Annotated in this window: 21 protein-coding genes and 1 pseudogene; 21 read left to right on the top strand and 1 reads right to left on the bottom strand. The window is 39.4% G+C overall.

What is annotated here, in order from left to right:
- Window positions 1–65: 65 nt before the first annotated feature.
- Both polA and GEZ84_RS08390 read left to right on the top strand, forming a co-directional pair.
- Window positions 66–2,699 (top strand): DNA polymerase I, encoded by a 2,634-nt coding sequence (polA, locus tag GEZ84_RS08395; protein ID WP_153224201.1) that lies wholly within the window; start codon window positions 66–68, stop codon window positions 2,697–2,699.
- 84 nt (window positions 2,700–2,783) lie between these two features.
- Window positions 2,784–3,221: a CoA-binding protein gene (locus tag GEZ84_RS08390; protein ID WP_153224200.1), complete on the top strand. Its 438-nt coding sequence runs from the start codon at window positions 2,784–2,786 to the stop codon at window positions 3,219–3,221.
- A gap of 227 nt (window positions 3,222–3,448) precedes the next feature.
- Here the strand turns inward: GEZ84_RS08390 and GEZ84_RS08385 are convergent, their stop codons facing one another.
- On the bottom strand, window positions 3,449–4,459 hold the full coding sequence (locus tag GEZ84_RS08385; RefSeq protein WP_153224199.1) for a YeiH family protein: 1,011 nt from the start codon (window positions 4,457–4,459) through the stop codon (window positions 3,449–3,451).
- A 148-nt stretch (window positions 4,460–4,607) separates the two neighbouring features.
- On the opposite strand from GEZ84_RS08385, the gene GEZ84_RS08380 reads away from it, so the two are divergent.
- The 19 genes and pseudogenes from GEZ84_RS08380 to GEZ84_RS08290 all read left to right on the top strand — a co-directional run bounded on the left by GEZ84_RS08380 (window position 4,608) and on the right by GEZ84_RS08290 (window position 23,437).
- The gene (locus GEZ84_RS08380) at window positions 4,608–5,777 is read left to right on the top strand and encodes a pyridoxal phosphate-dependent aminotransferase (RefSeq protein WP_153224198.1); all 1,170 of its coding nucleotides are present in this window, start codon (window positions 4,608–4,610) and stop codon (window positions 5,775–5,777) included.
- Window positions 5,774–6,544 carry a DNA repair protein RecO gene (gene recO / locus GEZ84_RS08375; RefSeq protein WP_153224197.1) on the top strand — a complete coding sequence of 257 codons (771 nt, stop codon included), beginning with the start codon at window positions 5,774–5,776 and terminating at the stop codon, window positions 6,542–6,544. The genes GEZ84_RS08380 and recO overlap by 4 nt, the downstream gene beginning before the upstream one ends.
- Window positions 6,541–7,533 (top strand): phosphate acyltransferase PlsX, encoded by a 993-nt coding sequence (gene plsX, locus GEZ84_RS08370; RefSeq protein WP_153224196.1) that lies wholly within the window; start codon window positions 6,541–6,543, stop codon window positions 7,531–7,533. The genes recO and plsX overlap by 4 nt, the downstream gene beginning before the upstream one ends.
- 5 nt (window positions 7,534–7,538) lie before the next feature.
- Window positions 7,539–7,775 (top strand): acyl carrier protein, encoded by a 237-nt coding sequence (locus GEZ84_RS08365; protein ID WP_000136444.1) that lies wholly within the window; start codon window positions 7,539–7,541, stop codon window positions 7,773–7,775.
- A 935-nt stretch (window positions 7,776–8,710) separates the two neighbouring features.
- Entirely contained in the window at window positions 8,711–8,908 is a 198-nt protein-coding gene (locus GEZ84_RS08360) for a class IIb bacteriocin, lactobin A/cerein 7B family (RefSeq protein WP_153224195.1), read from the top strand.
- 213 nt (window positions 8,909–9,121) lie between these two features.
- Complete coding sequence (locus GEZ84_RS08350; protein WP_153224194.1) at window positions 9,122–9,277, top strand: smi_0061 family bacteriocin-like peptide; 156 nt, start codon at window positions 9,122–9,124, stop codon at window positions 9,275–9,277.
- 3 nt (window positions 9,278–9,280) lie between these two features.
- A pseudogene (locus tag GEZ84_RS10930) lies at window positions 9,281–9,497 on the top strand (bacteriocin immunity protein).
- A 186-nt stretch (window positions 9,498–9,683) separates the two neighbouring features.
- Window positions 9,684–9,863: a hypothetical protein gene (locus tag GEZ84_RS08340; RefSeq protein WP_153224193.1), complete on the top strand. Its 180-nt coding sequence runs from the start codon at window positions 9,684–9,686 to the stop codon at window positions 9,861–9,863.
- A gap of 430 nt (window positions 9,864–10,293) precedes the next feature.
- The gene (locus tag GEZ84_RS10925) at window positions 10,294–10,488 is read left to right on the top strand and encodes a hypothetical protein (RefSeq protein ID WP_228113031.1); all 195 of its coding nucleotides are present in this window, start codon (window positions 10,294–10,296) and stop codon (window positions 10,486–10,488) included.
- Between the two features lie 20 nt (window positions 10,489–10,508).
- Window positions 10,509–11,402 (top strand): helix-turn-helix domain-containing protein, encoded by an 894-nt coding sequence (locus GEZ84_RS08335; RefSeq protein WP_153224192.1) that lies wholly within the window; start codon window positions 10,509–10,511, stop codon window positions 11,400–11,402.
- 497 nt (window positions 11,403–11,899) lie between these two features.
- Window positions 11,900–12,196, top strand: a complete 297-nt coding sequence (locus tag GEZ84_RS08330; protein WP_153224191.1) for an uberolysin/carnocyclin family circular bacteriocin — start codon at window positions 11,900–11,902, stop codon at window positions 12,194–12,196.
- Window positions 12,197–12,202: 6 nt separating this feature from the next.
- Window positions 12,203–13,339: a hypothetical protein gene (locus GEZ84_RS08325; protein WP_153224190.1), complete on the top strand. Its 1,137-nt coding sequence runs from the start codon at window positions 12,203–12,205 to the stop codon at window positions 13,337–13,339.
- Window positions 13,336–13,818, top strand: coding sequence for a stage II sporulation protein M (locus GEZ84_RS08320; RefSeq protein ID WP_001232095.1), 483 nt, complete (start codon window positions 13,336–13,338; stop codon window positions 13,816–13,818). Before GEZ84_RS08325 ends, GEZ84_RS08320 begins: the two co-directional genes overlap by 4 nt.
- Window positions 13,815–14,411 (top strand): ATP-binding cassette domain-containing protein, encoded by a 597-nt coding sequence (locus GEZ84_RS08315; RefSeq protein WP_153224189.1) that lies wholly within the window; start codon window positions 13,815–13,817, stop codon window positions 14,409–14,411. The genes GEZ84_RS08320 and GEZ84_RS08315 overlap by 4 nt, the downstream gene beginning before the upstream one ends.
- The gene (locus GEZ84_RS08310) at window positions 14,392–14,883 is read left to right on the top strand and encodes a hypothetical protein (protein ID WP_153224188.1); all 492 of its coding nucleotides are present in this window, start codon (window positions 14,392–14,394) and stop codon (window positions 14,881–14,883) included. Before GEZ84_RS08315 ends, GEZ84_RS08310 begins: the two co-directional genes overlap by 20 nt.
- Before the next feature lie 379 nt (window positions 14,884–15,262).
- Complete coding sequence (comA, locus tag GEZ84_RS08305) at window positions 15,263–17,416, top strand: peptide cleavage/export ABC transporter ComA (RefSeq protein ID WP_153224187.1); 2,154 nt, start codon at window positions 15,263–15,265, stop codon at window positions 17,414–17,416.
- Window positions 17,417–17,428: 12 nt separating this feature from the next.
- Window positions 17,429–18,778, top strand: coding sequence for a competence pheromone export protein ComB (comB, locus tag GEZ84_RS08300; RefSeq protein ID WP_153224186.1), 1,350 nt, complete (start codon window positions 17,429–17,431; stop codon window positions 18,776–18,778).
- A gap of 169 nt (window positions 18,779–18,947) precedes the next feature.
- Complete coding sequence (gene purC / locus GEZ84_RS08295) at window positions 18,948–19,655, top strand: phosphoribosylaminoimidazolesuccinocarboxamide synthase (RefSeq protein ID WP_194252051.1); 708 nt, start codon at window positions 18,948–18,950, stop codon at window positions 19,653–19,655.
- A 56-nt stretch (window positions 19,656–19,711) separates the two neighbouring features.
- Complete coding sequence (locus GEZ84_RS08290) at window positions 19,712–23,437, top strand: phosphoribosylformylglycinamidine synthase (RefSeq protein ID WP_153224184.1); 3,726 nt, start codon at window positions 19,712–19,714, stop codon at window positions 23,435–23,437.
- The last annotated feature ends 39 nt before the right edge of the window (window positions 23,438–23,476 follow it).

The raw sequence follows: 23,476 nt of genomic DNA, 5'->3' as shown, positions 1-23,476 counted from the left end.
ATGAAAAATACTTGGTCTAACTCTTCCCAATGGTATTTTTTGATGCTTTCCTTTATAATGGGTGTATGGATAAGAAAAAATTATTATTAATTGATGGGTCTTCTGTTGCTTTTCGGGCTTTTTTTGCGCTCTATCAACAGTTGGACCGTTTTAAGAATGCGGCTGGCTTGCATACCAATGCCATTTATGGCTTTCAGTTGATGTTAAGTCATTTATTGGAACGGATTGAGCCTAGTCATATTTTGGTGGCTTTTGATGCGGGAAAGACGACCTTCCGTACAGAGATGTATGCGGACTATAAGGGTGGTCGAGCTAAGACTCCCGATGAGTTTCGTGAGCAATTTCCCTTCATTCGTGAGTTACTGGATTATATGGGAATTCGTCACTATGAGTTGGCTCAGTATGAGGCGGATGACATCATTGGTACACTGGATAAACTAGCTGAGCAAGATGGTTTTGATATTACCATTGTCAGTGGGGACAAGGATTTGATTCAGCTGACGGATGAGCATACGGTGGTTGAAATTTCCAAGAAAGGTGTGGCTGAGTTTGAGGCCTTTACGCCAGAATATCTTATGGAAAAGATGAGCATCACACCGACTCAGTTTATCGATCTCAAGGCGCTCATGGGTGATAAGTCGGATAATATCCCTGGAGTTACTAAAATTGGTGAAAAGACGGGTATCAAGCTCTTGCTGGAGCATGGTTCGCTTGAGGGGATTTATGAAAATATTGATGGGATGAAGGCTTCTAAGATGAAGGAAAATCTCATCAATGACAAGGAACAGGCTTTTTTGTCAAAAACACTGGCGACCATTGATACCAAGGCACCGATTGAGATTAGTTTGGAGGATTTGGTCTATAGTGGTCCAGATGTGGAAAATCTTGGGAAATTCTACGATGAGATGGGTTTTAAACAGCTCAAACAGGCTTTAAATGTGTCGTCAGCTGATGTGGCTGAGAGTTTGGACTTTACTATCGTTGATCAAGTTAGTCAAGATATGCTGAGTGAAGAGTCTATCTTCCATTTTGAGCTTTTTGGTGAGAATTACCATACGGATGATTTGGTTGGTTTTGCTTGGTCTTGTGGCTATAAGCTCTATGCAACAGACAAGCTTGAGCTGTTGCAAGAGCCTATTTTCAAGGATTTTCTAGAAAAAACCCCTCTGAGAGTTTATGACTTTAAGAAGGCTAAAGTTCTCTTGCATCGTTTTGGTGTGGATTTGCAGGCGCCTGCTTTTGACAGTCGTTTGGCTAAATACCTCCTTTCGACTGTGGAGGGCAATGAAATTGCGACTATTGCTAGTCTTTATGGTCAGACTTATTTGGTTGATGATGAGACTTTCTATGGTAAGGGAGTCAAGAAGGCTATTCCTGAACGTGAGAAATTCTTGGAGCACTTGGCTCGTAAGCTTGCTGTTTTGGTCGAAACAGAACCTGTTTTACTTGAAAAACTCAGTGAAAATGGGCAATTAGAGCTTCTTTATGATATGGAGCAACCTCTAGCCTTTGTCCTTGCTAAGATGGAAATTGCTGGTATTACGGTCAAGAAAGAGACCTTGCTTGAGATGCAGGTTGAAAATGAGCTTGTCATTGAAAAACTAACTCAGGAGATTTATGAACTGGCTGGTGAAGAATTTAATATCAACTCGCCTAAGCAGTTGGGTGTCCTTCTCTTTGAAAAATTGGGGTTACCTTTAGAATACACTAAGAAAACCAAGACAGGTTATTCGACAGCGGTGGATGTCTTGGAGCGCCTGGCTCCTATTGCTCCGATTGTTAAGAAAATCCTAGACTACCGTCAGATTGCCAAGATTCAGTCTACTTATGTGATTGGCTTGCAGGACTGGATTTTGGCTGATGGCAAGATTCATACTCGCTATGTGCAGGATTTGACCCAGACTGGGCGTCTGTCTAGTGTGGATCCAAACTTGCAAAATATTCCTGTGCGTTTGGAACAGGGGCGTCTCATTCGTAAAGCTTTTGTACCTGAGTGGGAGGATAGTGTCCTTCTCAGCTCCGACTATTCACAGATTGAATTGCGCGTTTTGGCGCATATTTCTAAGGATGAGCACTTGATTAAGGCCTTCCAAGAGGGTGCTGACATTCATACTTCGACAGCCATGCGGGTCTTTGGCATTGAGCGTCCTGAGGATGTGACTGCAAACGACCGTCGCAATGCCAAGGCGGTTAACTTTGGAGTGGTTTACGGGATTTCAGATTTTGGTTTGTCTAATAATTTAGGCATTAGCCGTAAGGAAGCCAAAGCCTATATTGATACCTACTTTGAACGCTTCCCAGGTATTAAAAACTACATGGATGAAGTGGTGCGTGAGGCGCGTGATAAGGGCTATGTAGAGACCCTCTTCAAGCGTCGTCGTGAGTTGCCAGATATCAATTCGCGTAACTTCAATATTCGTGGTTTTGCAGAGCGAACGGCCATCAACTCTCCTATTCAGGGTTCGGCGGCAGATATTCTCAAGATTGCTATGATTCAGCTAGATAAAGCATTGGTTGCAGGTGGTTATCAGACTAAGATGCTGTTACAAGTGCACGATGAAATCGTCCTTGAAGTTCCTAAGTCTGAATTGGCAGAGATGAAAAAATTGGTCAAACAAACCATGGAAGAAGCCATTCAACTCAGTGTTCCCCTCATCGCAGATGAAAATGAAGGGGCAACCTGGTACGAGGCTAAATAAAAAGGGGGCTAGTCCTCCTTTTTTGTAGTAGAATTATGCAAGCCTTTTCAAAATGTGCTATACTGATGAAAAAGGAGGATTTCTATGAGTCAAGAATTTATCAATCCAAGTGATGGCGTGATTCGTCAGTATCTAGCAACGAGTAAAACCCTTGCTGTGGTGGGTTTGTCTGACCGCGAGGAAACAACCAGCAATCGAGTGACCAAGGAAATGCAGGCGCGGGGTTATAAAATCATCCCAGTCAATCCCAAGGCGGCAGGTGGCGAAATCTTGGGTGAAAAGGCTTATGCTAGCCTAGCAGAGATTCCTTTTCCTGTAGATATTGTCAATGTTTACCGTCGCAGTGAGTTTTTGCCAGATGTGGCGCGTGATTTTCTCAAGGCTAATGCCAAGATTTTTTGGGCACAGCTGGGACTTGAAAGTCTGGAAGCAGAAGATATTTTGCGTGCTGGTGGATGCGATGACATTGTGATGAATCGCTGTATCAAGAGAGAACATACACGCTTGATTGAGGAAGCATAAGAAAAAGGTAGCTGGTGGGCTACCTTTTGTGTTATACTCAATGAAAATCAAAGAGCAAAGAGGAAACTAGCCGCAGGTTGCTCAAAACACTATTTTGAAGTTGCAGATAGAACTGACGAAGTCAGCTCGAAACACTGTTTTGAGGTTGTGGATAGAACTGACGAAGTCAGTAACCATACCTACGGTAAGGCGACGTTGACGTGGCTTGAAGAGATTTTAGAAGAGTGTTAGAAAATGCCGATAAGGATCTGCATACCAAGACTGGTGAGGATGATGGCAATCCAGCAGATGGCTCCGAGAATAATGGATTTTCCACTGGATTTGACCATAGCTACCAGATTGGTTTTGAGACCGATAGCACTCATGGCCATGATAATGAGGAATTTGGAGAGTTGTTTGAGAGGGGTAAAGAAACTACTGGACACACCGAGAGAGGTCAGCAGGGTGGTTAGGAGAGATGCAAGGATAAAGTAAAGGATAAAAAGTGGGAAGACTTTTTTCAGTTGTAATCCTTGCTTATTTTTTTGCTCGCGACTTTGCCAGTAGGAGAGAAAGAGAGTGATGGGGATGATAGCCAGTGTCCGCGTAAGTTTGACAATGGTTGCGGATTCGAGGGTATTAGTCTGGTAGAGACTGTCCCAAGAGCTGGCGGTAGCCGTTACAGAGGAAGTATCGTTGACTGCAGTTCCTGCAAAGAGGGCGAAGCCGTCATTGGATAGATGAAGCCAGGTGCCTAGGGTTGGAAAGATGAGCGCAGCCAAGACGTTGAAGAAAAAGATAACGGAGATGGCTTGGGCTACTTCCTTTTCCTTTGCATGGATAACGGGCGCTGTCGCTGCAATGGCAGAGCCCCCACAGATGGAAGAACCCACTCCAATCAAGGTAGCCAGTTTTGTGTCCATTGCAAAGAAACGCTGGAAGAGATAGGCAACAATCAAGGCTATTGAGATGGTGGAAAGGATAACAGGGAGTGAAGATTGCCCGACTGCGAAGACTTGAGAGATATTGAGACCAAAACCAAGCAAGACAACGGCATATTGGAGCAATTTTTTAGAACTAAAGGTCAACCCAGCATCCAGTTGTTTATAGGACGAGAGAAAGGGATGTAGGAGCATACCTATGAAAATGGCAAAAACGGGCGCGCCAATAACAGGGAAGAATCCTCCTAAGTACCAAGATACGATAGAAATGAGAAAGCAGGCCAAGATACCTGCTCCATTTTTTGATAGAAATGACATAAAAACCTCCAAATAGAATCTGTTACCATTATAGACCTGTCAACAGGAAAAGTAAAATAGAAAGTGGAAAGCTATTCTATAATGTATTTTTGCGGTCGGGGGGCTTTTGTAGTATAATAGAGATACGTTTTGAAAGTAGGAGGTATCTATGGACTTAACTAAGCGCTTTAATAAACAGTTAGATAAGATTCAAGTTTCGTTGATTCGTCAGTTTGACCAGGCTATTTCGGAGATTCCTGGGGTCTTGCGTTTGACTTTGGGGGAACCTGACTTTACAACGCCAGATCATGTCAAGGAGGCGGCCAAGCGAGCGATTGATCAGAACCAATCCTACTATACAGGGATGAGTGGTCTGCTGACTCTACGTCAGGCAGCCAGTGACTTTGTTAAGGAAAAGTACCAACTGGACTATGCTCCTGAAAATGAAATCTTGGTTACAATTGGGGCGACAGAGGCCTTATCTGCTACTTTGACAGCTATTTTGGAAGAGGGAGACAAGGTGCTCTTGCCAGCTCCTGCCTATCCAGGCTATGAGCCAATTGTCAATCTAGTTGGGGCAGAGATTGTCGAGATTGACACAACTGAAAATGGGTTTGTCTTGACTCCTGAGATGTTGGAAAAGGCCATTTTGGAGCAGGGTGACAAGCTCAAGGCGGTTATTCTCAATTATCCAGCCAATCCGACAGGAATTACTTATAATCGGGAGCAGTTGGAAGCTTTGGCAGCTGTTTTACGCAAGTATGAGATTTTCGTTGTCTGTGATGAGGTTTACTCAGAATTGACCTACACAGGGGAAGCCCATGTGTCTCTGGGAACCATGTTGAGAGATCAGGCTATTATCATCAATGGTTTGTCTAAATCGCATGCCATGACAGGTTGGCGTTTGGGGCTGATTTTTGCTCCTGCGGCCTTTACAGCCCAGTTAATCAAGAGTCACCAATATTTGGTTACTGCCGCAAATACCATGGCTCAACATGCTGCGGTAGAAGCCTTGACGGCTGGTAAAAACGATGCGGAACCTATGAAGAAGGAATACATCCAGCGTCGGGACTATATTATCGAGAAAATGACTGCTCTTGGTTTTGAGATTATCAAACCAGACGGTGCCTTCTATATCTTTGCTAAGATTCCAGCGGGTTACAATCAAGATTCTTTTGCTTTTCTGAAAGATTTTGCCCAGAAGAAGGCTGTTGCCTTTATCCCTGGTGCAGCTTTTGGTCGCTACGGAGAAGGATATGTTCGTCTGTCTTATGCAGCCAGCATGGAGACGATCAAAGAAGCCATGAAACGACTTGAGGAGTACATGAGAGAAGCATGATTCAGTCTATCACGAGTCAAGGCTTGGTGCTCTACAATCGCAATTTTCGTGAGGATGACAAGCTAGTCAAGATTTTTACAGAGCAGGCTGGGAAACGGATGTTTTTCGTTAAACATGCTGGTCAATCCAAACTGGCGCCTGTTATTCAACCCTTGGTGTTGGCACGATTTCTCCTGCGAATCAATGATGACGGGCTCAGCTACATCGAGGACTATCATGAGGTGATGACTTTTCCCAAGATTAATAGCGACCTCTTTGTCATGGCTTATGCGACCTATGTGGCAGCTCTTGCTGATGCTAGTTTGCAGGATAATCAGCAGGATGCTCCCTTGTTTGCTTTTTTGCAAAAGACTTTGGAATTGATGGAAGCTGGCTTGGATTATCAGGTTTTGACTAACATTTTTGAAATTCAAATCTTGACTCGATTTGGGATTAGCCTCAATTTTAATGAGTGTGTCTTTTGCCATCGGGTTGGTCAGGCTTTTGACTTTTCTTTCAAATATGGAGCCTGCCTCTGTCCAGAGCATTATCATGAGGATGAGAGACGTTGCCATCTCAATCCCAATATCCCTTATCTGCTCAATCAATTTCAAGCTATTGATTTTGAAACCTTGGAGACCATTTCGCTCAAGCCTGAAATCAAGCAAGAACTACGCCAGTTTATAGATCAACTCTATGAAGAGTACGTTGGGATTCACCTAAAATCAAAGAAATTTATTGATTCCCTAGCAGACTGGGGACAATTACTAAAAGAGGAAAAGAAATGAAAAAAATCGCAGTAGATGCCATGGGGGGCGATTACGCACCCCAAGCCATCGTTGAGGGTGTCAATCAAGCCCTAGCTGACTTTTCAGATATCGAGGTTCAACTCTACGGAGATGAAGCTAAAATCAAGCAATATCTGACAGCGACAGAGCGCGTTAGCATTATCCATACGGATGAGAAGATTGATTCGGACGATGAACCTACAAGAGCTATTCGGAAGAAGAAAAATGCCAGTATGGTCTTGGCGGCCAAGGCTGTCAAAGATGGAGAGGCAGATGCTATACTCTCGGCTGGGAATACAGGTGCTTTACTAGCAGCAGGATTTTTCATCGTGGGTCGTATCAAGAATATCGATCGACCTGGGCTTATGTCGACCTTGCCGACTGTAGATGGAAAAGGTTTTGACATGCTGGACCTCGGTGCCAATGCGGAAAATACAGCCCAGCACCTCCATCAATACGCTGTCCTAGGTTCCTTCTATGCTAAAAATGTCCGTGGAATTGCGCAACCACGCGTTGGCTTGCTTAACAACGGAACAGAGAGTAGTAAGGGCGACCCGCTTCGTAAGGAAACCTATGAATTGCTGGCGGCTGATGAAAGTTTGAACTTTATCGGAAACGTGGAAGCGCGTGATTTGATGAATGGCGTTGCGGATGTTGTCGTGGCAGATGGTTTCACGGGAAACGCTGTACTCAAATCCATCGAAGGGACAGCTATGGGAATCATGGACTTGCTCAAGACCGCTATTACAGGTGGTGGTCTTCGAGCGAAACTAGGTGCCCTCCTTCTCAAGGATAGCCTCAGAGGTTTGAAAAAACAGCTCAACTACTCAGATGTTGGTGGAGCAGTCTTGTTTGGTGTCAAGGCACCAGTTGTCAAGACTCATGGCTCAAGCGATGCCAAGGCTGTTTATAGTACGATTCGCCAGATTCGTACCATGCTAGAAACAGACGTAGTTGCCCAGACTGCGCGTGAATTTTCAGGAGAATAAAAGAGATGACAGAAAAAGAAATTTTTGACCGTATTGTGACCATTATCCAAGAGCGACAGGGAGAGGACTTTGTCGTGACAGAATCCTTGAGTCTGAAAGACGATTTGGATGCGGACTCAGTTGACTTGATGGAGTTTATCTTGACACTGGAAGATGAATTTAATATCGAAATCAGCGATGAGGAAATTGACCAACTCCAAAGTGTAGGAGATGTGGTAGAAGTCGTCAAAAGTAAAGAATAGTAAGAAGCAACATGCAAGTCGTGTTGCTTTTTTATTGTCAGGAAAAATAAAAAATTTAGAACTTTTAGTGGGAATTACGAATAGATAGATAAGGAAGAAAAGGAGGAATATTTATGTATGTGACCGGTTTTTATCCATGGTTCATTAAATTATTTTTTAAATAAAATTTAATTTGGTTGTACGTTTTCGAATTCTTTTTCGAATAAATAGGTAAGAGGAAAAAGAGAGGAGTCTGATTCATGTTTATATCAATGTTCTACCCATGGTTTACTAAATTATTTTTCAAATAAATTTAATTTAGTTGTACGTTTTCGAATTCTTTTTCGAATAAATAGGTAAGAGGAAAAAGAGAGGAGTCTGATTCATGTTTATATCAATGTTCTACCCATGGTTTACTAAATTATTTTTCAAATAAATTTAATTTAGTTGTACATTTTCGAATTCTTTTTCGAATAGATAAGTGAGAAGAAAAGGAAAGGAGTTTGCTTCATGTATCTACCAATTTTCTATTCATGGTACATTAAATTATTTTTTAAATAAAATTTAATTTGGTTGTACGTTTTTGGATTGTTTTTCAAATAGATAAGTAAGAGGGAAACGAAAGGAGCCTAGTTCATGTTTATATCAATGTTCTACCCATGGTTTACTAAATTATTTTTTAAATAAAATTTAATTAGTTGTACATTTTTGAATTGTTTTTCGAATAGATAAGTAAGAGGAAAAGGAAGGAGACTACGCGATGTATTTACCAATCTTATTGCCATGGTTTATCAAATGGTATTTAAAATAAATGAAATTTACCTGTTCATTTTAAATCACTTCTCAAATAGATAAGTGAGACGAAAAGGAATTCAGTAATTTATCTATTCTGGTTTTTAAAATGGTTTAAGAGCCAGAAATCGTAAACTAAAAAATAGAAATAAAGGAGAAAAAAGATGACAAATTTTGACAAAATGGAACAGAACTTTGTAGCTCTTACAGAAGAAGAGTTAATGGATGTGGATGGGGGAATTGCACCAATTATTATTGGTGGTGTAGTTATTGGTTGGAAATTAATTGGAGGTGTAGCTGCGCTTGCTACAGTTTCAGCAGGTGCGGGCATAGCTGCAGGATATTATGCTAATCGACCATAATTTTGTATATATATATGAAATTTGTTAAATTAATGTTGAAGATTTGGCCTGAGCTTATGGTATTACTTAGTTCAATATCTTATACAATTATCAGGTTGGTAGCTGATGTGAATAAGCTACCCTTGCCTACATGGTTTGATGATTTTAATATACCAACAATTTCATTGTTTTTAATGGTATTCATTTTATTATATAGAAGTAAAGGAGAAAAGAATGGATAAATTTCAAGTAGTTGATGAGAAAGATTTGCAAGTAATTGAAGGAGGGATTGAACCTATTTCGATTATATTTGGTCTAAGTGCTATTGCATTTGGCGCATTTGGGGCTGGTTACAAATTCGGTTCAGATTTTGCTCGTCGTGGGCGTTAGATAATGAACTACTGCAACCTTAATCTCAATACATTGTTACCTAAACTAGCCACTATATGTTCCTTTGTTGGGAATAACTCTTAATCTCGCGCTTCATGTGATTCGTACAGGTTCGTTAGTCTCCTTTAATTAGCAATGGACTTTAGTTGGTTTGCTTTTCGCAGGATATTTTGGTATTTTTCGCAAAGATTTGTCAAAAAATAATCAAAACTATAAATGAAGAACATGAATCAAAAGGATTTTGTGTATATGAATGGTAGCGTTTTTCCGCCATTCTTGTCAGGTAATACTCTTCGAAAATCAAATTCAAACCACGTCAGCTTCGCCTTGCCGTACTCAAGTACAGCCTGTGGCTAGCTTCCTAGTTTGCTCTTTGATTTTCATTGAGTATAAATAGGAGTCTATTATGAAACAATTCTTATTAGGTTTTGCTGAGGGATATTTTACCGTATCACTCATTATCTACATCGCAACGTATGTGATTTTGAAAAATCCAATCAATACCCTATTTTATCCAGAAATTTACCCTGTTTTATTTGGGCTCTTTTATCTAGGATATAAGGTCAATAAAAAGCGAGTAGAGTGAGCAGTTAAGAATGACTTGTTAGTCTGTGCTAAAATGACTAGAGTATAATCTCAGAATGCATTACATTGGACTTTAAAAGGAGTAACGATGAATCGTAATTTAGAACGGTGTTATCTATTCTGACCATGAATAGATCATACCAGAGGTAGCTTAGAAATAGCGGGGATATTAGAAATTGAAGGAACTTTAAATAGGATGTCGTAAAGGTTACTATCAATGATTTATTTGTTCCAAGCTTGCCTAGGGTGACAGTAAAACATCAATTTCCTTTCATACCATATTTTTAGTAGGTAGGACGTTTGTTCTGCCTATTTTTTTGCAAAAAAAGTGCAGTTTAGGTGTTTATTTATATCGTTTGGAGTTTATTTGGAGTTTTATATGTATTTTTTGATAAAATAGGTGTAGAAATTAGGAAAGTTGAAGAAAAGAAATGAAGAAGATTTTAAGATATTTTTTAGTATTTATTTTTCTATTTTTGATGAATATTTTCATCTTTAAGATACTAGCAACTCTGGGATTTCAGCTGACAATGAGTGAAAAGAGTTATATTGTACCACCGCTGTTTTCGATTATCGTTTTGTACATGATTGACAAAAGAATTAGGAAGAAAAAGAAATCTTTGTAATCAACTGAAGGAGTATTACTATGGATGAGTTGAAACGTGAAATTGGTTATAAAATCAAAACTATTAGGCGATCTCGTGGAAAAACTCAGATAGATATTTGTGGAGATGAATCAGAGTTGACGATTCGTCAGCTAGCACGTATTGAAAATGGGCAAGCTTTAGCAACACTTCCTAAATTATTATTGATTGCGGATAAACTTGGAGTATCATTACAGAATATTGTAGATGTTAAGGCTATAGAGATTCCAAAAGCATTCCTAAAACTAAAAGATGAGCTGATTCATTCTCAAACCTACGCTGATAAAGGAAGAATCGAACGAAAAGAAGCTATACTTGAGGAAATATATGAAAACTATTATGAGAATTTGCCTGAGGAAGAGCAGTTAATTGTAGATGTGACACAAGCTCGTTTTGATATTTATGGTAGTTCAGATGCGACCTACGGTTTAGGATTGGTGGAAGAATATTTCCAGCAGCTATTAAAAAAGAAATATTTTTCTGTAAATGATTTGTTGATTATTGAATTGTATTTCTTTTGTTGTGCTATGGGATTAGAAGATAAAGAACATTTTGAGGAGTTAGCTCAAAAAGTATTGCTATGTTCAGAATATGAAGATAAGGCTAGCCTAGCTCAGATGGAAAAAGTTCTTCTGAGCCTATTTATCCAAATTCAGACAGAAGATAGTCTGATATATATTCAAACATTTGAGAAAATTATTGCTAAAACAAGACATGTTTTTTACCGACCTCATCTATTTTTGCTAAAGGCAAAATATGCTTTATTTGTAGAAAAGAATATTTTAGAGGCAGAAAGTTTCTATGAAAAAGCGATTTCTCTAGCAGAATTGCTAGACGATCAGGTATTAGTTCAGAGAATCTTAGCAGAAAAACAAATAGATTTCCCAACAACCTGACTTCTAAGTCATGTTGTTTTTTCATGTTTTTGTTATACTAAACCCATAAAGAAAGCGATTCCAAAAAGAAAGGAGGTTTATTATGGTTGGAACGTTATTTGTCCTTTTAAGTATAGGAGTCTGGTTCTATCTATAATATCAGGTAGAGGTTAATGGAATAAAGTATTCTTATATTGGATTAAAGGAATGTTTTAATAGGTTTCCTACATTAGTATAGAGGATGAAACTTAATTTTCAATGATATAAAAAAGAGTGATTTGAAGATTGTGAGGATTGAGTATGTTTATTTATGATGTAGGAAGTGTAAACTAAAAAGGAGGTAGTAATCGTATAAAAGTAATTTGATAATCTAGGAAAATGTAGTAGTTTATTTATTATAGATATGTTAATAAAAGTAGTATAAAATATAGACGAACATTTGAAGAGAGTTAGGAATACAACATGTGCGAATTAACTCTCAATAAAACATAAATAATATACAAAAGGAGTACACTAAAATGAAATCTAAAAGAATGGAATTTCATAATAAATTTCTCATTGTTTCAGCAATGTTAGCAGTCATTAGTTGGTTAAGCTTAGGTGTTGTTTCTTTTCCTATGTTGGCTGGGACATTAGGAATTTCGACAGGATCTGCTGCTACTGTAGTCAATTTGATTAGTGCTTATAGTACAGTTACAGCAGTAATTTCAATTGTAGGTGCAATCACAGGAGTAGGTTCTATTGGTTCGGGTATTGCAGCAACAGTTCTTTATATGTTGAAAAAGAAAAGTGCTGCTAAAGCAGCTCTATGGTAGAACTAGATGAAAATACTTTCTAAAAAAGAATGTGAAAGTATTTTAGGTTATCTTAATTTTATTGGGATAACCCTTTTGTTTTTTGTTATCATAAGTTTGTCAATCTATTTTAAAAGCTATCTTCCTTTTCAAGGGAAATTATTTTTACTTTTTTTGGTAGTAGATTACGCTACTTTGAATCGTTATAATATGAAACTGCCTATTCAAAGTAAAAAAATAAATACTTTCTATATAAGGAAAAACTATATTTTTCTCTATCTTCTTGCCATTGTCAAGAAATATTATTCTTTCCAAATTTTACAATCATTCATTTATTTATTTGTTTTGTATTTTCTAGACATTATTGGATATTTTTATTTATCCATTACTCTTTGTTTGATAGTTATTCAAATTATTTCTTTAATTCTACCTAGTTTGTTTTCAATTATAAGTAAATTGTTCTTATTTTTATCTATAGGACTATTGTCTATAGAACAAGGACAAGTTGTAATTTATGCCATACTACTCAATTATTTTATTTTAGTCATGGGGATATTAGATAATCATGCGAGTAATTTCTATTTTAAAAGCAGTCGAATGAGTCAAAAAAGATTTCGTAGCAGTCTATTTATATTGCTTCGTTTTTGTTGGTTAAATAAAGGGTTAACTTTTTCTTTTATTTTGATTAGTATTCTCCTTTCCTATCTATTTTGGTATATGATGACGATGTTATCAATTGATGGCACAAAAATATCAATATTATTTCTTTATACCTCAATATATATCACATTAATGGAGGCAATAATAGGGAATCATAAATCCTCAATTGGGGTAGATCTCGCTTTACTTCAATTATCTGCTCTCAATCATTCTAAAATAAATTTCTTTTTTAAGAATGCACAACTAATGATGTTGACGCATTTAATCTCTTTCTTACAATTTTCATTGTTGTTATGTTTGATTCCGGTGACAAGTTATAGTAATGATATAAAAAGTATTTTGTTGAATTTGTTATTGATTCCATTCAATTATTTTATAGCCTATGTCTATTATAAGAAAGCTCTATTTTTAATTAAAGGTACAGTTAGTTTATTGAGATGGAGTTTTCTGGTTTTATATTGTTTTCTGATAATATTTTTAACTTTAGTAGGGAGCATTAGATGAGAAAAAGTGGTTTTCTGATTTACTATGTGTTATTTTGTATAGTCTGTTTTTCACTAGGTTTACTTTTAAGCTTTATATTAAAAAGTGAGACTTTTGCTACTATACCTCCGAAACTGGAATTACAATTTACATTGACAGTTTTACAGGCAAATTCTACAAATTTTTTGCTATATCTATTCTGTTTTCCGATTTCGCCCTTATTGCAACTTTTTGATTTGCTATCTTTAGGAATACAATTGGGTATATCTGGTCAGATGATTGGAATAGTAGCTACAATAAAAGGAATATTACCTCATGGTCTTATTGAAATACCGAATTTTATTTGGTATCAAGGTATGAGTCAGTATCTTTTATACCGATTATTGAAGGATAGGGGAATTAAAAATATACTTATTTATATAAAAAGTAATTTAAAATGGTATATCATTTCTTATCTTTTATTAATTTTAGCAGCGTTGATAGAGGGAATTAAATTATGAAAATTGAAAATGAATCCAAAAGTTATGATAAATGTATACTGAAAAATATATCACTCGAGATTGATAAGGGAATTTACAGAGTTGAAGGAGAGAATGGTTCAGGAAAGAGCACCCTTCTACAACTTTTAGCTGGGCTAGAGACTTTTGATAGTGGTTTAAAGAATTGTGTCTCCAAAGATGTACTATACCTTGATACCAATCAGCTTGGGGGTATTCCATTCACTATAGAAGAAAATTTGCAGTTATTGTGTGATTCTTTTCAAATTCATCTATCATTTGAGGATAAAGAACAAATTAATACTTTTTTTGATAACAAAATCGGAGATAACTATATGACAGCCTCTACTGGAACAAAATTCAAATTAGGCTTATCCTTAATTTTTGCTAAAAATTGGGATTATATTTTTATTGATGAGACCTTATCAACAGTGGATGCAAGAAGTATTGATATGATTGCTAATCGCTTAATTTCCATGAAAGAAAGCTCTACTATTATATATGTATCTCATAATTTATTGCATCAAGAATTGATTAGCAAATCTCAAAGGATTTTAATAGAGGAAGGACGGGTTTATGAAATTTCAAACAAATAATAGTTTATACAAGTTAATGAATCTGATTATTTATCTTTTTCTTTTATATCTGTTTATTGATTTACTGATGAAGTCGGGAATTTTAAATGAACAAATTGATAAATTATCTGAACTATCTAATCTTTTTACAATTAAAATAGAAATAATATTGACAGTGATTTCTGTTGTTTTCACATTTATAGCAACTCTTATTGAATATGGATTTTCTCTCTTTCTGATTACATTATTTTTTGATAAGGATAAGAGGAACTTTGGAGATGTTCTTTTATCTAAAAATATAACCTTAAGTTTTAGCATTTTACTTTGTTACTTATTTAATCCATCGGATATAAAGTTTGCTTATTTCAGCATATTGACAGTATTACTAATTGGGATAACAAATTATGCGAGATTTAAAAATTTAAGATTGACAGTAGTATTTTCTGTACCATTTTTATTTAATGCTATAGTGTCTATTATAAATAGTTTTTAGAAATACTAAAATTTCTTTTCTTTACTTAATAATGACACGAAATCATTTCGGTTTTATTAACTTGGAATTCTTATATTTTCTAGGCAGGACATTTGTTCTGCCTATTTTTTTATCTTAAAAGTGCATTTGGGAGGTAGATAGGTGCATTTGGGAAGGAAGTCCAGTTTTTGTTTGGGAATTGGGGTAAGATAGGTATTATCAGATGAGTTTATACTCTTCGAAAATCAAATTCAAACCACGTCAACGTCGCCTTGCCGTATATATGTGACTGACTTCGTCAGTCCTATCTACAACCTCAAAACAGTGTTTTGAGCAGCCTGCGGCTAGTTTCCTAGTTTGCTCTTTGATTTTCATTGAGTATTAGGAAAAGGAGATGAATATGAAATTTGGGAAACGTCACTATCGTCCGCAGGTGGATCAGATGGACTGCGGTGTAGCTTCATTAGCCATGGTTTTTGGCTACTATGGTAGTTATTATTCTTTGGCTCACTTGCGAGAATTGGCTAAGACAACCATGGATGGTACGACGGCTTTGGGCTTGGTCAAGGTGGCAGAGGAGATTGGTTTTGAGACGCGAGCAATCAAAGCAGACATGACGCTCTTTGACTTGCCAGATTTGACTTTTCCTTTTGTTGCCCATGTGCTTAAGGAAGGGAAATTGCTCCACTACTATGTGGTGACTGGGCAGGACAAGGACAGCATTCATATTGCCGATCCAGATCCTGGGGTGAAATTGACCAAACTACCACGTGAGCGCTTTGCGGAAGAATGGACAGGAGTGACTCTTTTTATGGCACCTAGTCCAGACTACAAGCCTCATAAGGATCAAAAGAATGGTTTGCTCTCTTTTATCCCTATATTAGTGAAGCAGCGTGGCTTGATTGTTAATATCGTTTTGGCAACACTCTTGGTAACCTTGATTAACATTGCGGGTTCTTATTATCTGCAGTCTATCATTGATACCTATGTGCCAGATCAGATGCGTTCGACGTTGGGGATTATTTCTATTGGGCTGGTTATCGTTTATATTCTCCAGCAGGTCTTGTCTTACGCTCAGGAGTATCTCTTACTTGTTTTGGGGCAACGCTTGTCGATTGATGTGATTTTGTCCTATATCAAGCATGTTTTTCACTTGCCCATGTCCTTCTTTGCGACACGCAGAACAGGGGAAATCGTGTCTCGTTTTATAGATGCTAACAGTATCATCGATGCGCTGGCTTCGACCATTCTTTCGATTTTTCTAGATGTGTCAACGGTTGTCATTATTTCCCTTGTTTTATTTTCACAAAATACCAATCTCTTTTTTATGACTTTACTGGCGCTTCCGATCTATACAGTGATTATCTTTGCTTTTATGAAGCCGTTTGAAAAGATGAATCGGGACACTATGGAAGCCAATGCGGTTCTGTCTTCTTCTATCATTGAGGACATCAATGGTATTGAGACTATCAAGTCTTTGACCAGTGAAAGTCAGCGTTACCAAAAGATTGACAAGGAATTTGTGGATTATCTGAAAAAATCCTTTACCTATAGTCGGGCAGAGAGTCAGCAAAAGGCTCTGAAAAAAGTTGCCCATCTCTTGCTCAATGTCGGAATTCTCTGGATGGGGGCTGTTCTGGTCATGGATGGCAAGATGAGTTTGGGGCAGTTGATTACCTATAATACCTTGCTTGTTTACTTTACCAATCCTTTGGAAAATATCATTAATCTGCAAACAAAGCTTCAGACAGCGCAGGTTGCCAATAACCGTCTGAATGAGGTTTATCTGGTAGCTTCTGAGTTTGAGGAGAAGAAAACAGTTGAGGATTTGAGCTTGATGAAGGGAGAGATGAACTTCAAGCAGGTTTCCTACAAGTATGGCTATGGTCGAGATGTCTTGTCAGATATCAATTTGATCATTCCTCAAGGCTCTAAGGTGGCTTTTGTGGGAATTTCAGGGTCAGGTAAGACGACTTTGGCTAAGATGATGGTTAATTTTTACGACCCAAGTCAGGGAGAGATTAGTCTGGGTGGTGTCAATCTCAATCAGATTGATAAAAAGGCCCTGCGCCAGTATATCAACTATCTGCCTCAACAGCCCTATGTCTTTAATGGAACGATTTTGGAGAATCTTCTCCTTGGAGCCAAGGAGGGGACGACTCAAGAGGATATCTTACGGGCGGTCGAATTGGCAGAGATTCGGGAGGATATCGAGCGCATGCCACTGAATTACCAGACAGAATTGACTTCGGATGGGGCAGGAATTTCAGGTGGTCAACGTCAGAGAATTGCTCTGGCGCGTGCTCTCTTGACAGATGCGCCTGTCTTGATTTTGGATGAGGCGACCAGCAGTTTGGATATTTTGACAGAGAAGCGGATTGTGGATAATCTCATGGCTTTAGACAAGACCTTGATTTTCATTGCTCACCGCTTGACCATTGCTGAGCGGACAGAGAAGGTGGTTGTCTTGGATCAGGGCAAGATTGTTGAAGAAGGAAATCATGCTGATTTGCTTGCACAGGGTGGCTTTTACGCCCATTTGGTCAATAGCTAGAAAGAGGAGAGGATGAAACCAGAATTTTTAGAAAGTGCGGAGTTTTATAATCGTCGTTACCATAATTTTTCCAGTCGAGTGATTGTCCCCATGTCGCTTCTGCTCGTGTTTTTACTTGGCTTTGCAACTGTTGCAGAGAAAGAGATGAGTTTATCCACTAGAGCGACTGTCGAACCTAGTCGTATCCTTGCAAATATCCAGTCAACTAGCAACAATCGCATTCTTGTCAATCATTTGGAAGAAAATAAGCTGGTTAAAAAGGGAGAACTGTTGATTCAATATCAAGAAGGGGCAGAGGGTGTCCAAGCGGAGGCCTATGCTAGTCAGTTGGATATGCTCAAGGATCAAAAAAAGCAATTGGAGTATTTGCAAAAGAGTCTGCAAGAAGGGGAGAATCACTTTCCAGAGGAGGATAAGTTTGGCTATCAAGCCACCTTTCGTGACTACCTCAGCCAAGCGGGCAGTCTTAGGGCTAGTACATCGCAACAAAATGAGACCATCGCGTCCCAGAATGCAGCAGCTAGCCAAACCCAAGCCGAAATCGGCAACCTCATCAGCCAAACAGAGGCTAAAATTCGCGATTACCAGACAGCTAAGTCAGCTATTGAAACAGGTACTTCCTTGGCCAGTCAGAATCTAGCCTATTCTCTCTACCAGTTCTATAAGTCTCAGGGGGAGGAAAATCCGCAAGCTAAGGCACAAGCAGTTGCGCAGGTTGAAGCACAGCTTTCTCAGTTAGAATCCAGTCTTGCTACTTACCGTGTTCAGTATGCAGGTTCAGGTACCCAGCAAGCCTATGCGTCAGGCTTAAGCAGTCAATTGGAATCTCTTAAATTACAACACTTGGCAAAGGTTGGTCAGGAATTGACCCTTCTAGACCAGAAAATCTTGGAGGTGGAGTCAGGTAAGAAGGTTCAGGGAAATCTTTTAGACAAGGGGAAAATTACGGCGAGTGAGGATGGGGTACTTCATCTTAATCCTGAGACCAGCACTTCTACCATGGTAGCAGAAGGTGCCCTACTAGCCCAACTCTATCCGTCCTTGGAAAAAGAAGGGAAAGCCAAAATTACAGCCTATCTCAGTTCAAAAGATGTAGCAAGAATCAAGGTCGGTGATTCTGTTCGCTATACTACGACTCATGATGCCAAGAATCAACTTTTCCTAGATTCTACTATTACAAGTATTGATGCGACAGCTACTAAGACTGAGAAAGGGAATTTCTTTAAAATTGAGGCGGAGACTAATCTAACTTCTGAGCAGGCTGAAAGACTTCGTTACGGGGTGGAAGGCCGCCTGCAGATGATTACGGGCAAGAAAAGTTACCTGCGTTATTATTTGGATCAATTTTTGAGCAAAGAGTAATGTTCGTGTTTTTAGAGTTAAATGATTTTAAAACTGTGAGAAAGATTTTTCTTGCAGTTTTTTCTTTACGATTTTTGAAAAATATCCACTATTTATTCGTTTAAATTCTTGTAATTTTAGGTTTTTTATGGTAGAATGTGCTCAAGTAATACGAAAGGCGAACTTTAAAATGTCAAAACAATTAATCTATTCGGGAAAAGCTAAAAATATCTATACAACTGAGGATGAAAATCTTATTATTTCAACTTACAAGGACCAGGCGACTGCTTTCAATGGTGTCAAGAAGGAGCAGATTGCAGGTAAGGGAGTGTTGAATAATCAGATTTCATCTTTTATTTTTGAGAAATTAAATGCGGCTGGTGTGGCGACTCACTTTGTGGAGAAACTTTCAGACACGGAACAACTCAATAAAAAGGTTGAGATTATTCCTTTGGAAGTCGTGCTCCGCAACTATACTGCTGGTTCCTTTTCAAAACGTTTTGGTGTGGATGAGGGAATCGCCTTGGAGACTCCGATTGTTGAGTTTTACTATAAAAATGATGATTTGGATGATCCATTTATCAATGACGAGCATGTAAAATTCCTACAGATTGCGGATGACCAGCAGATTGCCTACTTGAAGGAAGAAACGCGTCGTATCAATGAACTTTTGAAAACTTGGTTTGCTGAGATTGGGCTTAAGTTGATTGACTTTAAGCTAGAGTTCGGTTTTGATAAGGATGGCAAGATTATCTTGGCAGACGAATTTTCACCAGATAACTGCCGTTTGTGGGATGCAGATGGCAACCACATGGACAAGGATGTTTTCCGTAGAGGATTGGGAGAACTAACAGACGTTTACGAGATTGTCTGGGAGAAGTTGCAAGAACTAAAATAACAACCTAGAGGTCGCTTGGGAACATTACAAGAGCTGAAATAAAGGAATAAGAATTGATGGATAAACGTATTTTTGTTGAAAAAAAGGCTGATTTTCAGGTCAAGTCAGAGAGTTTGGTTAGAGAGCTCCAACACAACTTGGGACTTTCAAGCTTGAAAAGTATTCGCATCGTGCAAGTGTATGATGTATTTGACTTGGCAGAGGACCTGTTTGCACCTGCAGAGAAACACATTTTCTCTGAGCAGGTGACAGACCATGTCTTGGATGAAGCGACTGTGCAGGCGGATCTTGCCAACTATGCTTTCTTTGCTATTGAAAGCTTGCCAGGGCAGTTTGACCAGCGTGCAGCTTCTTCACAGGAAGCCTTGCTTTTGCTGGGAAGTTCGAGTGATGTAACGGTCAATACAGCCCAACTTTACTTGGTCAATAAAGATATTGAAGCGGCTGAGTTGGAAGCGGTCAAGAACTACTTGCTCAATCCAGTTGATTCTCGTTTCAAGGACATCACGACAGGGATTGCTAAGCAGGAATTTTCAGAGTCAGACAAGACCATTCCTAAATTGACTTTCTTTGAAAGCTATACAGCAGAAGACTTTGCCCACTACAAGGCTGAGCAAGGGATGGCTATGGAAGTGGATGATTTGCTCTTTATCCAAGATTATTTCAAGTCTATCGGACGTGTACCAACTGAAACGGAACTCAAGGTTTTGGACACTTACTGGTCTGACCACTGCCGTCACACAACTTTCGAGACAGAGTTAAAATACATCGACTTTTCAGCTTCTAAATTCCAAAAGCAATTGCAGGCGACCTATGACAAGTATATTGCCATGCGTGATGAGTTGGGACGTTCTGAAAAACCTCAAACCTTGATGGATATGGCGACTATTTTCGGTCGTTATGAGCGTGCCAATGGACGTTTGGATGATCTGGAAGTGTCAGACGAAATCAATGCTTGCTCAGTCGAAATCGAAGTGGATGTTAATGGTGTAAAGGAACCTTGGCTCCTTATGTTCAAAAATGAAACTCACAACCACCCAACGGAAATTGAGCCATTTGGTGGAGCGGCTACTTGTATCGGTGGTGCCATTCGTGACCCGTTGTCAGGACGTTCATACGTTTACCAAGCTATGCGTATCTCAGGTGCGGGTGATATTACAGCACCGATTTCGGAAACGCGTGCTGGGAAATTGCCACAACAGGTCATTTCTAAAACAGCGGCCCATGGTTATTCTTCTTACGGGAATCAGATTGGGCTTGCGACGACTTACGTTCGTGAGTACTTCCACCCAGGTTTTGTAGCCAAACGCATGGAGCTAGGTGCCGTTGTCGGTGCGGCTCCTAAGGAAAATGTAGTTCGTGAAAAACCAGAAGCGGGTGATGTCATTATCTTGCTCGGCGGCAAAACAGGTCGTGACGGTGTCGGTGGTGCGACAGGCTCTTCTAAGGTTCAAACAGTTGAGTCTGTGGAAACTGCTGGAGCTGAAGTTCAAAAAGGGAATGCTATCGAAGAACGCAAGATTCAACGACTTTTCCGTAATGGCGATGTCACTCGTCTTATCAAGAAATCCAATGACTTTGGTGCTGGTGGTGTCTGTGTAGCTATCGGTGAATTGGCAGACGGTCTTGAAATCGACCTTAACAAGGTTCCTCTTAAATACCAAGGTTTGAACGGTACAGAAATTGCCATCTCTGAATCACAAGAACGGATGTCTGTGGTGGTTCGTCCTGAGGACGTAGACGCCTTCGTTGCCGAATGTAACAAAGAGAATATTGACGCTGTTGTCGTTGCGACAGTGACTGAAAAACCAAATCTTGTTATGCACTGGAATGGCGAAACCATAGTTGATTTGGAACGTCGTTTCCTTGATACAAACGGTGTACGTGTAGTTGTGGATGCTAAGGTAGTTGACAAGAATGTCAAGCTTCCAGAAGAACGTACAACAAGCGCTGACACGCTTGAAGCTGATACCCTTGTGGTTCTGTCTGATTTGAACCATGCGAGTCAAAAAGGCTTGCAGACCATCTTTGACTGCTCGGTTGGTCGTTCAACGGTTAATCACCCACTTGGTGGTCGTTACCAACTCACACCAACTGAGGCATCTGTGCAGAAATTGCCAGTTCAACACGGTGTGACTCATACTGCGTCAGTCATTGCTCAAGGTTTCAACCCTTATATTGCAGAATGGTCTCCATACCACGGTGCTGCCTATGCGGTAATCGAAGCAACTGCTCGTTTGGTTGCTGCTGGTGCAAACTGGTCTAAGGCTCGCTTCTCTTACCAAGAGTACTTCGAGCGCATGGACAAGCAAGCTGAGCGTTTTGGTCAGCCAGTAGCAGCTCTCCTAGGCTCTATCGAAGCTCAGATTCAGCTTGGCTTGCCATCTATCGGTGGTAAGGACTCCATGTCTGGTACTTTTGAAAAATTGACAGTACCGCCAACCTTGGTCGCTTTTGGGGTGACGACGGCAGATAGCCGTAATGTGCTCTCTCCAGAATTTAAAGCTGTTGGGGAAAATATCTACTACATTCCAGGCCAAGCACTCTCAGCAGAGATTGATTTTGACTTGATTAAGTCTAATTTTGCTCAGTTTGAAGCCCTTCAAAAGGCTCACAAAGTAACAGCAGCTTCAGCTGTTAAATACGGCGGTGTGGTTGAAAGTTTGGCTCTCGCTACCTTTGGAAATCATATCGGTGCAGAAGTAACCTTGCCTGAACTTGAAACGGCTTTGATAGCTCAATTAGGCGGATTTGTCTTCACATCTCCTGAAGAAATTGCTGGAGTAGAGAAAATCGGTCAAACAAGTTCAGACTTTACACTTCTTGTCAACGGTGTGAAGCTAGATGGACAGAAACTTGACAGTGCCTTCCAAGGAAAACTGGAAGAAGTTTACCCAACAGAGTTTGCCCAAGCCAAAGAACTGGCTGAAGTACCAGCTGTGGCATCAGATGTTGTGATTAAAGCCAAAGAAAAGGTTGAAAAACCTGTGGTTTACATCCCAGTCTTCCCAGGAACCAACTCAGAATATGACTCAGCAAAAGCTTTTGAAAAAGAAGGTGCAGAGGTCAACTTGGTGCCATTTGTGACCTTGAATAAAGAAGCCATTGTCAAGTCAGTTGAAACCATGGTTGACAACATTGGCAAGGCTAACATTCTCTTCTTTGCAGGTGGATTCTCAGCTGCGGACGAGCCAGATGGTTCAGCTAAGTTTATCGTCAACATCCTGCTCAATGAAAAAGTGCGTGTAGCTATTGATAGCTTTATCGTCCGTGGTGGCTTGATTATCGGTATCTGTAATGGATTCCAGGCTTTGGTCAAATCAGGTCTTCTTCCATACGGGAACTTTGAAGAAGCCACTAGTACTAGTCCAACCCTCTTCTACAATGATGCCAACCAACACGTGGCCAAGATGGTGGAAACCCGTATTGCCAATACCAACTCACCATGGTTAGCTGGTGTGCAAGTAGGCGATATCCACGCTATTCCCGTTTCACATGGTGAAGGGAAGTTTGTCGTGACAGCAGAGGAATTTGCGGAACTCCGTGACAATGGACAAATTTTCAGCCAATATGTTGACTTTAACGGCAAACCAAGTATGGACTCTAAGTACAATCCGAATGGTTCTGTAAATGCTATAGAGGGAATTACTAGCAAGAATGGCCAAATCATCGGTAAGATGGGCCACTCAGAACGTTATGAGGACGGTCTTTTCCAAAATATCCCAGGAAATAAAGACCAGCACCTGTTCGCATCGGCGGTTAAATATTTCACTGGAAAATAAGACTTGCAGATTTTCTAATAGATAGTATCAGTAATGTAA

The sequence above is a fragment of the Streptococcus mitis genome, assembly GCF_009496155.1.
GTDB lineage: Bacteria > Bacillota > Bacilli > Lactobacillales > Streptococcaceae > Streptococcus > Streptococcus mitis_BQ.
Note: the sequence above shows the minus strand (reverse complement) of the source record. Positions and strands in the feature narration are given on the sequence as shown.

Excerpts from the sequence above, each read along its gene's own strand:
- GEZ84_RS08360 (WP_153224195.1), top strand. The coding sequence starts at position 8,711 with ATGACAAATTTTGACAAAATGGAACAGAACTTTGTAGCTCTTACAGAA.
- GEZ84_RS08315 (WP_153224189.1), top strand. The coding sequence starts at position 13,815 with ATGAAAATTGAAAATGAATCCAAAAGTTATGATAAATGTATACTGAAA.
- GEZ84_RS08320 (WP_001232095.1), top strand. The coding sequence starts at position 13,336 with ATGAGAAAAAGTGGTTTTCTGATTTACTATGTGTTATTTTGTATAGTC.
- GEZ84_RS08385 (WP_153224199.1), bottom strand. The coding sequence starts at position 4,459 with ATGTCATTTCTATCAAAAAATGGAGCAGGTATCTTGGCCTGCTTTCTC.
- GEZ84_RS08310 (WP_153224188.1), top strand. The coding sequence starts at position 14,392 with ATGAAATTTCAAACAAATAATAGTTTATACAAGTTAATGAATCTGATT.
- GEZ84_RS08340 (WP_153224193.1), top strand. The coding sequence starts at position 9,684 with ATGAAACAATTCTTATTAGGTTTTGCTGAGGGATATTTTACCGTATCA.
- GEZ84_RS08365 (WP_000136444.1), top strand. The coding sequence starts at position 7,539 with ATGACAGAAAAAGAAATTTTTGACCGTATTGTGACCATTATCCAAGAG.
- GEZ84_RS10925 (WP_228113031.1), top strand. The coding sequence starts at position 10,294 with ATGAAGAAGATTTTAAGATATTTTTTAGTATTTATTTTTCTATTTTTG.
- polA (WP_153224201.1), top strand. The coding sequence starts at position 66 with ATGGATAAGAAAAAATTATTATTAATTGATGGGTCTTCTGTTGCTTTT.
- comA (WP_153224187.1), top strand. The coding sequence starts at position 15,263 with ATGAAATTTGGGAAACGTCACTATCGTCCGCAGGTGGATCAGATGGAC.
- purC (WP_194252051.1), top strand. The coding sequence starts at position 18,948 with ATGTCAAAACAATTAATCTATTCGGGAAAAGCTAAAAATATCTATACA.
- GEZ84_RS08335 (WP_153224192.1), top strand. The coding sequence starts at position 10,509 with ATGGATGAGTTGAAACGTGAAATTGGTTATAAAATCAAAACTATTAGG.
- GEZ84_RS08350 (WP_153224194.1), top strand. The coding sequence starts at position 9,122 with ATGGATAAATTTCAAGTAGTTGATGAGAAAGATTTGCAAGTAATTGAA.
- GEZ84_RS08290 (WP_153224184.1), top strand. The coding sequence starts at position 19,712 with ATGGATAAACGTATTTTTGTTGAAAAAAAGGCTGATTTTCAGGTCAAG.
- GEZ84_RS08380 (WP_153224198.1), top strand. The coding sequence starts at position 4,608 with ATGGACTTAACTAAGCGCTTTAATAAACAGTTAGATAAGATTCAAGTT.
- GEZ84_RS08390 (WP_153224200.1), top strand. The coding sequence starts at position 2,784 with ATGAGTCAAGAATTTATCAATCCAAGTGATGGCGTGATTCGTCAGTAT.
- GEZ84_RS08325 (WP_153224190.1), top strand. The coding sequence starts at position 12,203 with ATGAAAATACTTTCTAAAAAAGAATGTGAAAGTATTTTAGGTTATCTT.
- plsX (WP_153224196.1), top strand. The coding sequence starts at position 6,541 with ATGAAAAAAATCGCAGTAGATGCCATGGGGGGCGATTACGCACCCCAA.
- recO (WP_153224197.1), top strand. The coding sequence starts at position 5,774 with ATGATTCAGTCTATCACGAGTCAAGGCTTGGTGCTCTACAATCGCAAT.
- GEZ84_RS08330 (WP_153224191.1), top strand. The coding sequence starts at position 11,900 with ATGAAATCTAAAAGAATGGAATTTCATAATAAATTTCTCATTGTTTCA.
- comB (WP_153224186.1), top strand. The coding sequence starts at position 17,429 with ATGAAACCAGAATTTTTAGAAAGTGCGGAGTTTTATAATCGTCGTTAC.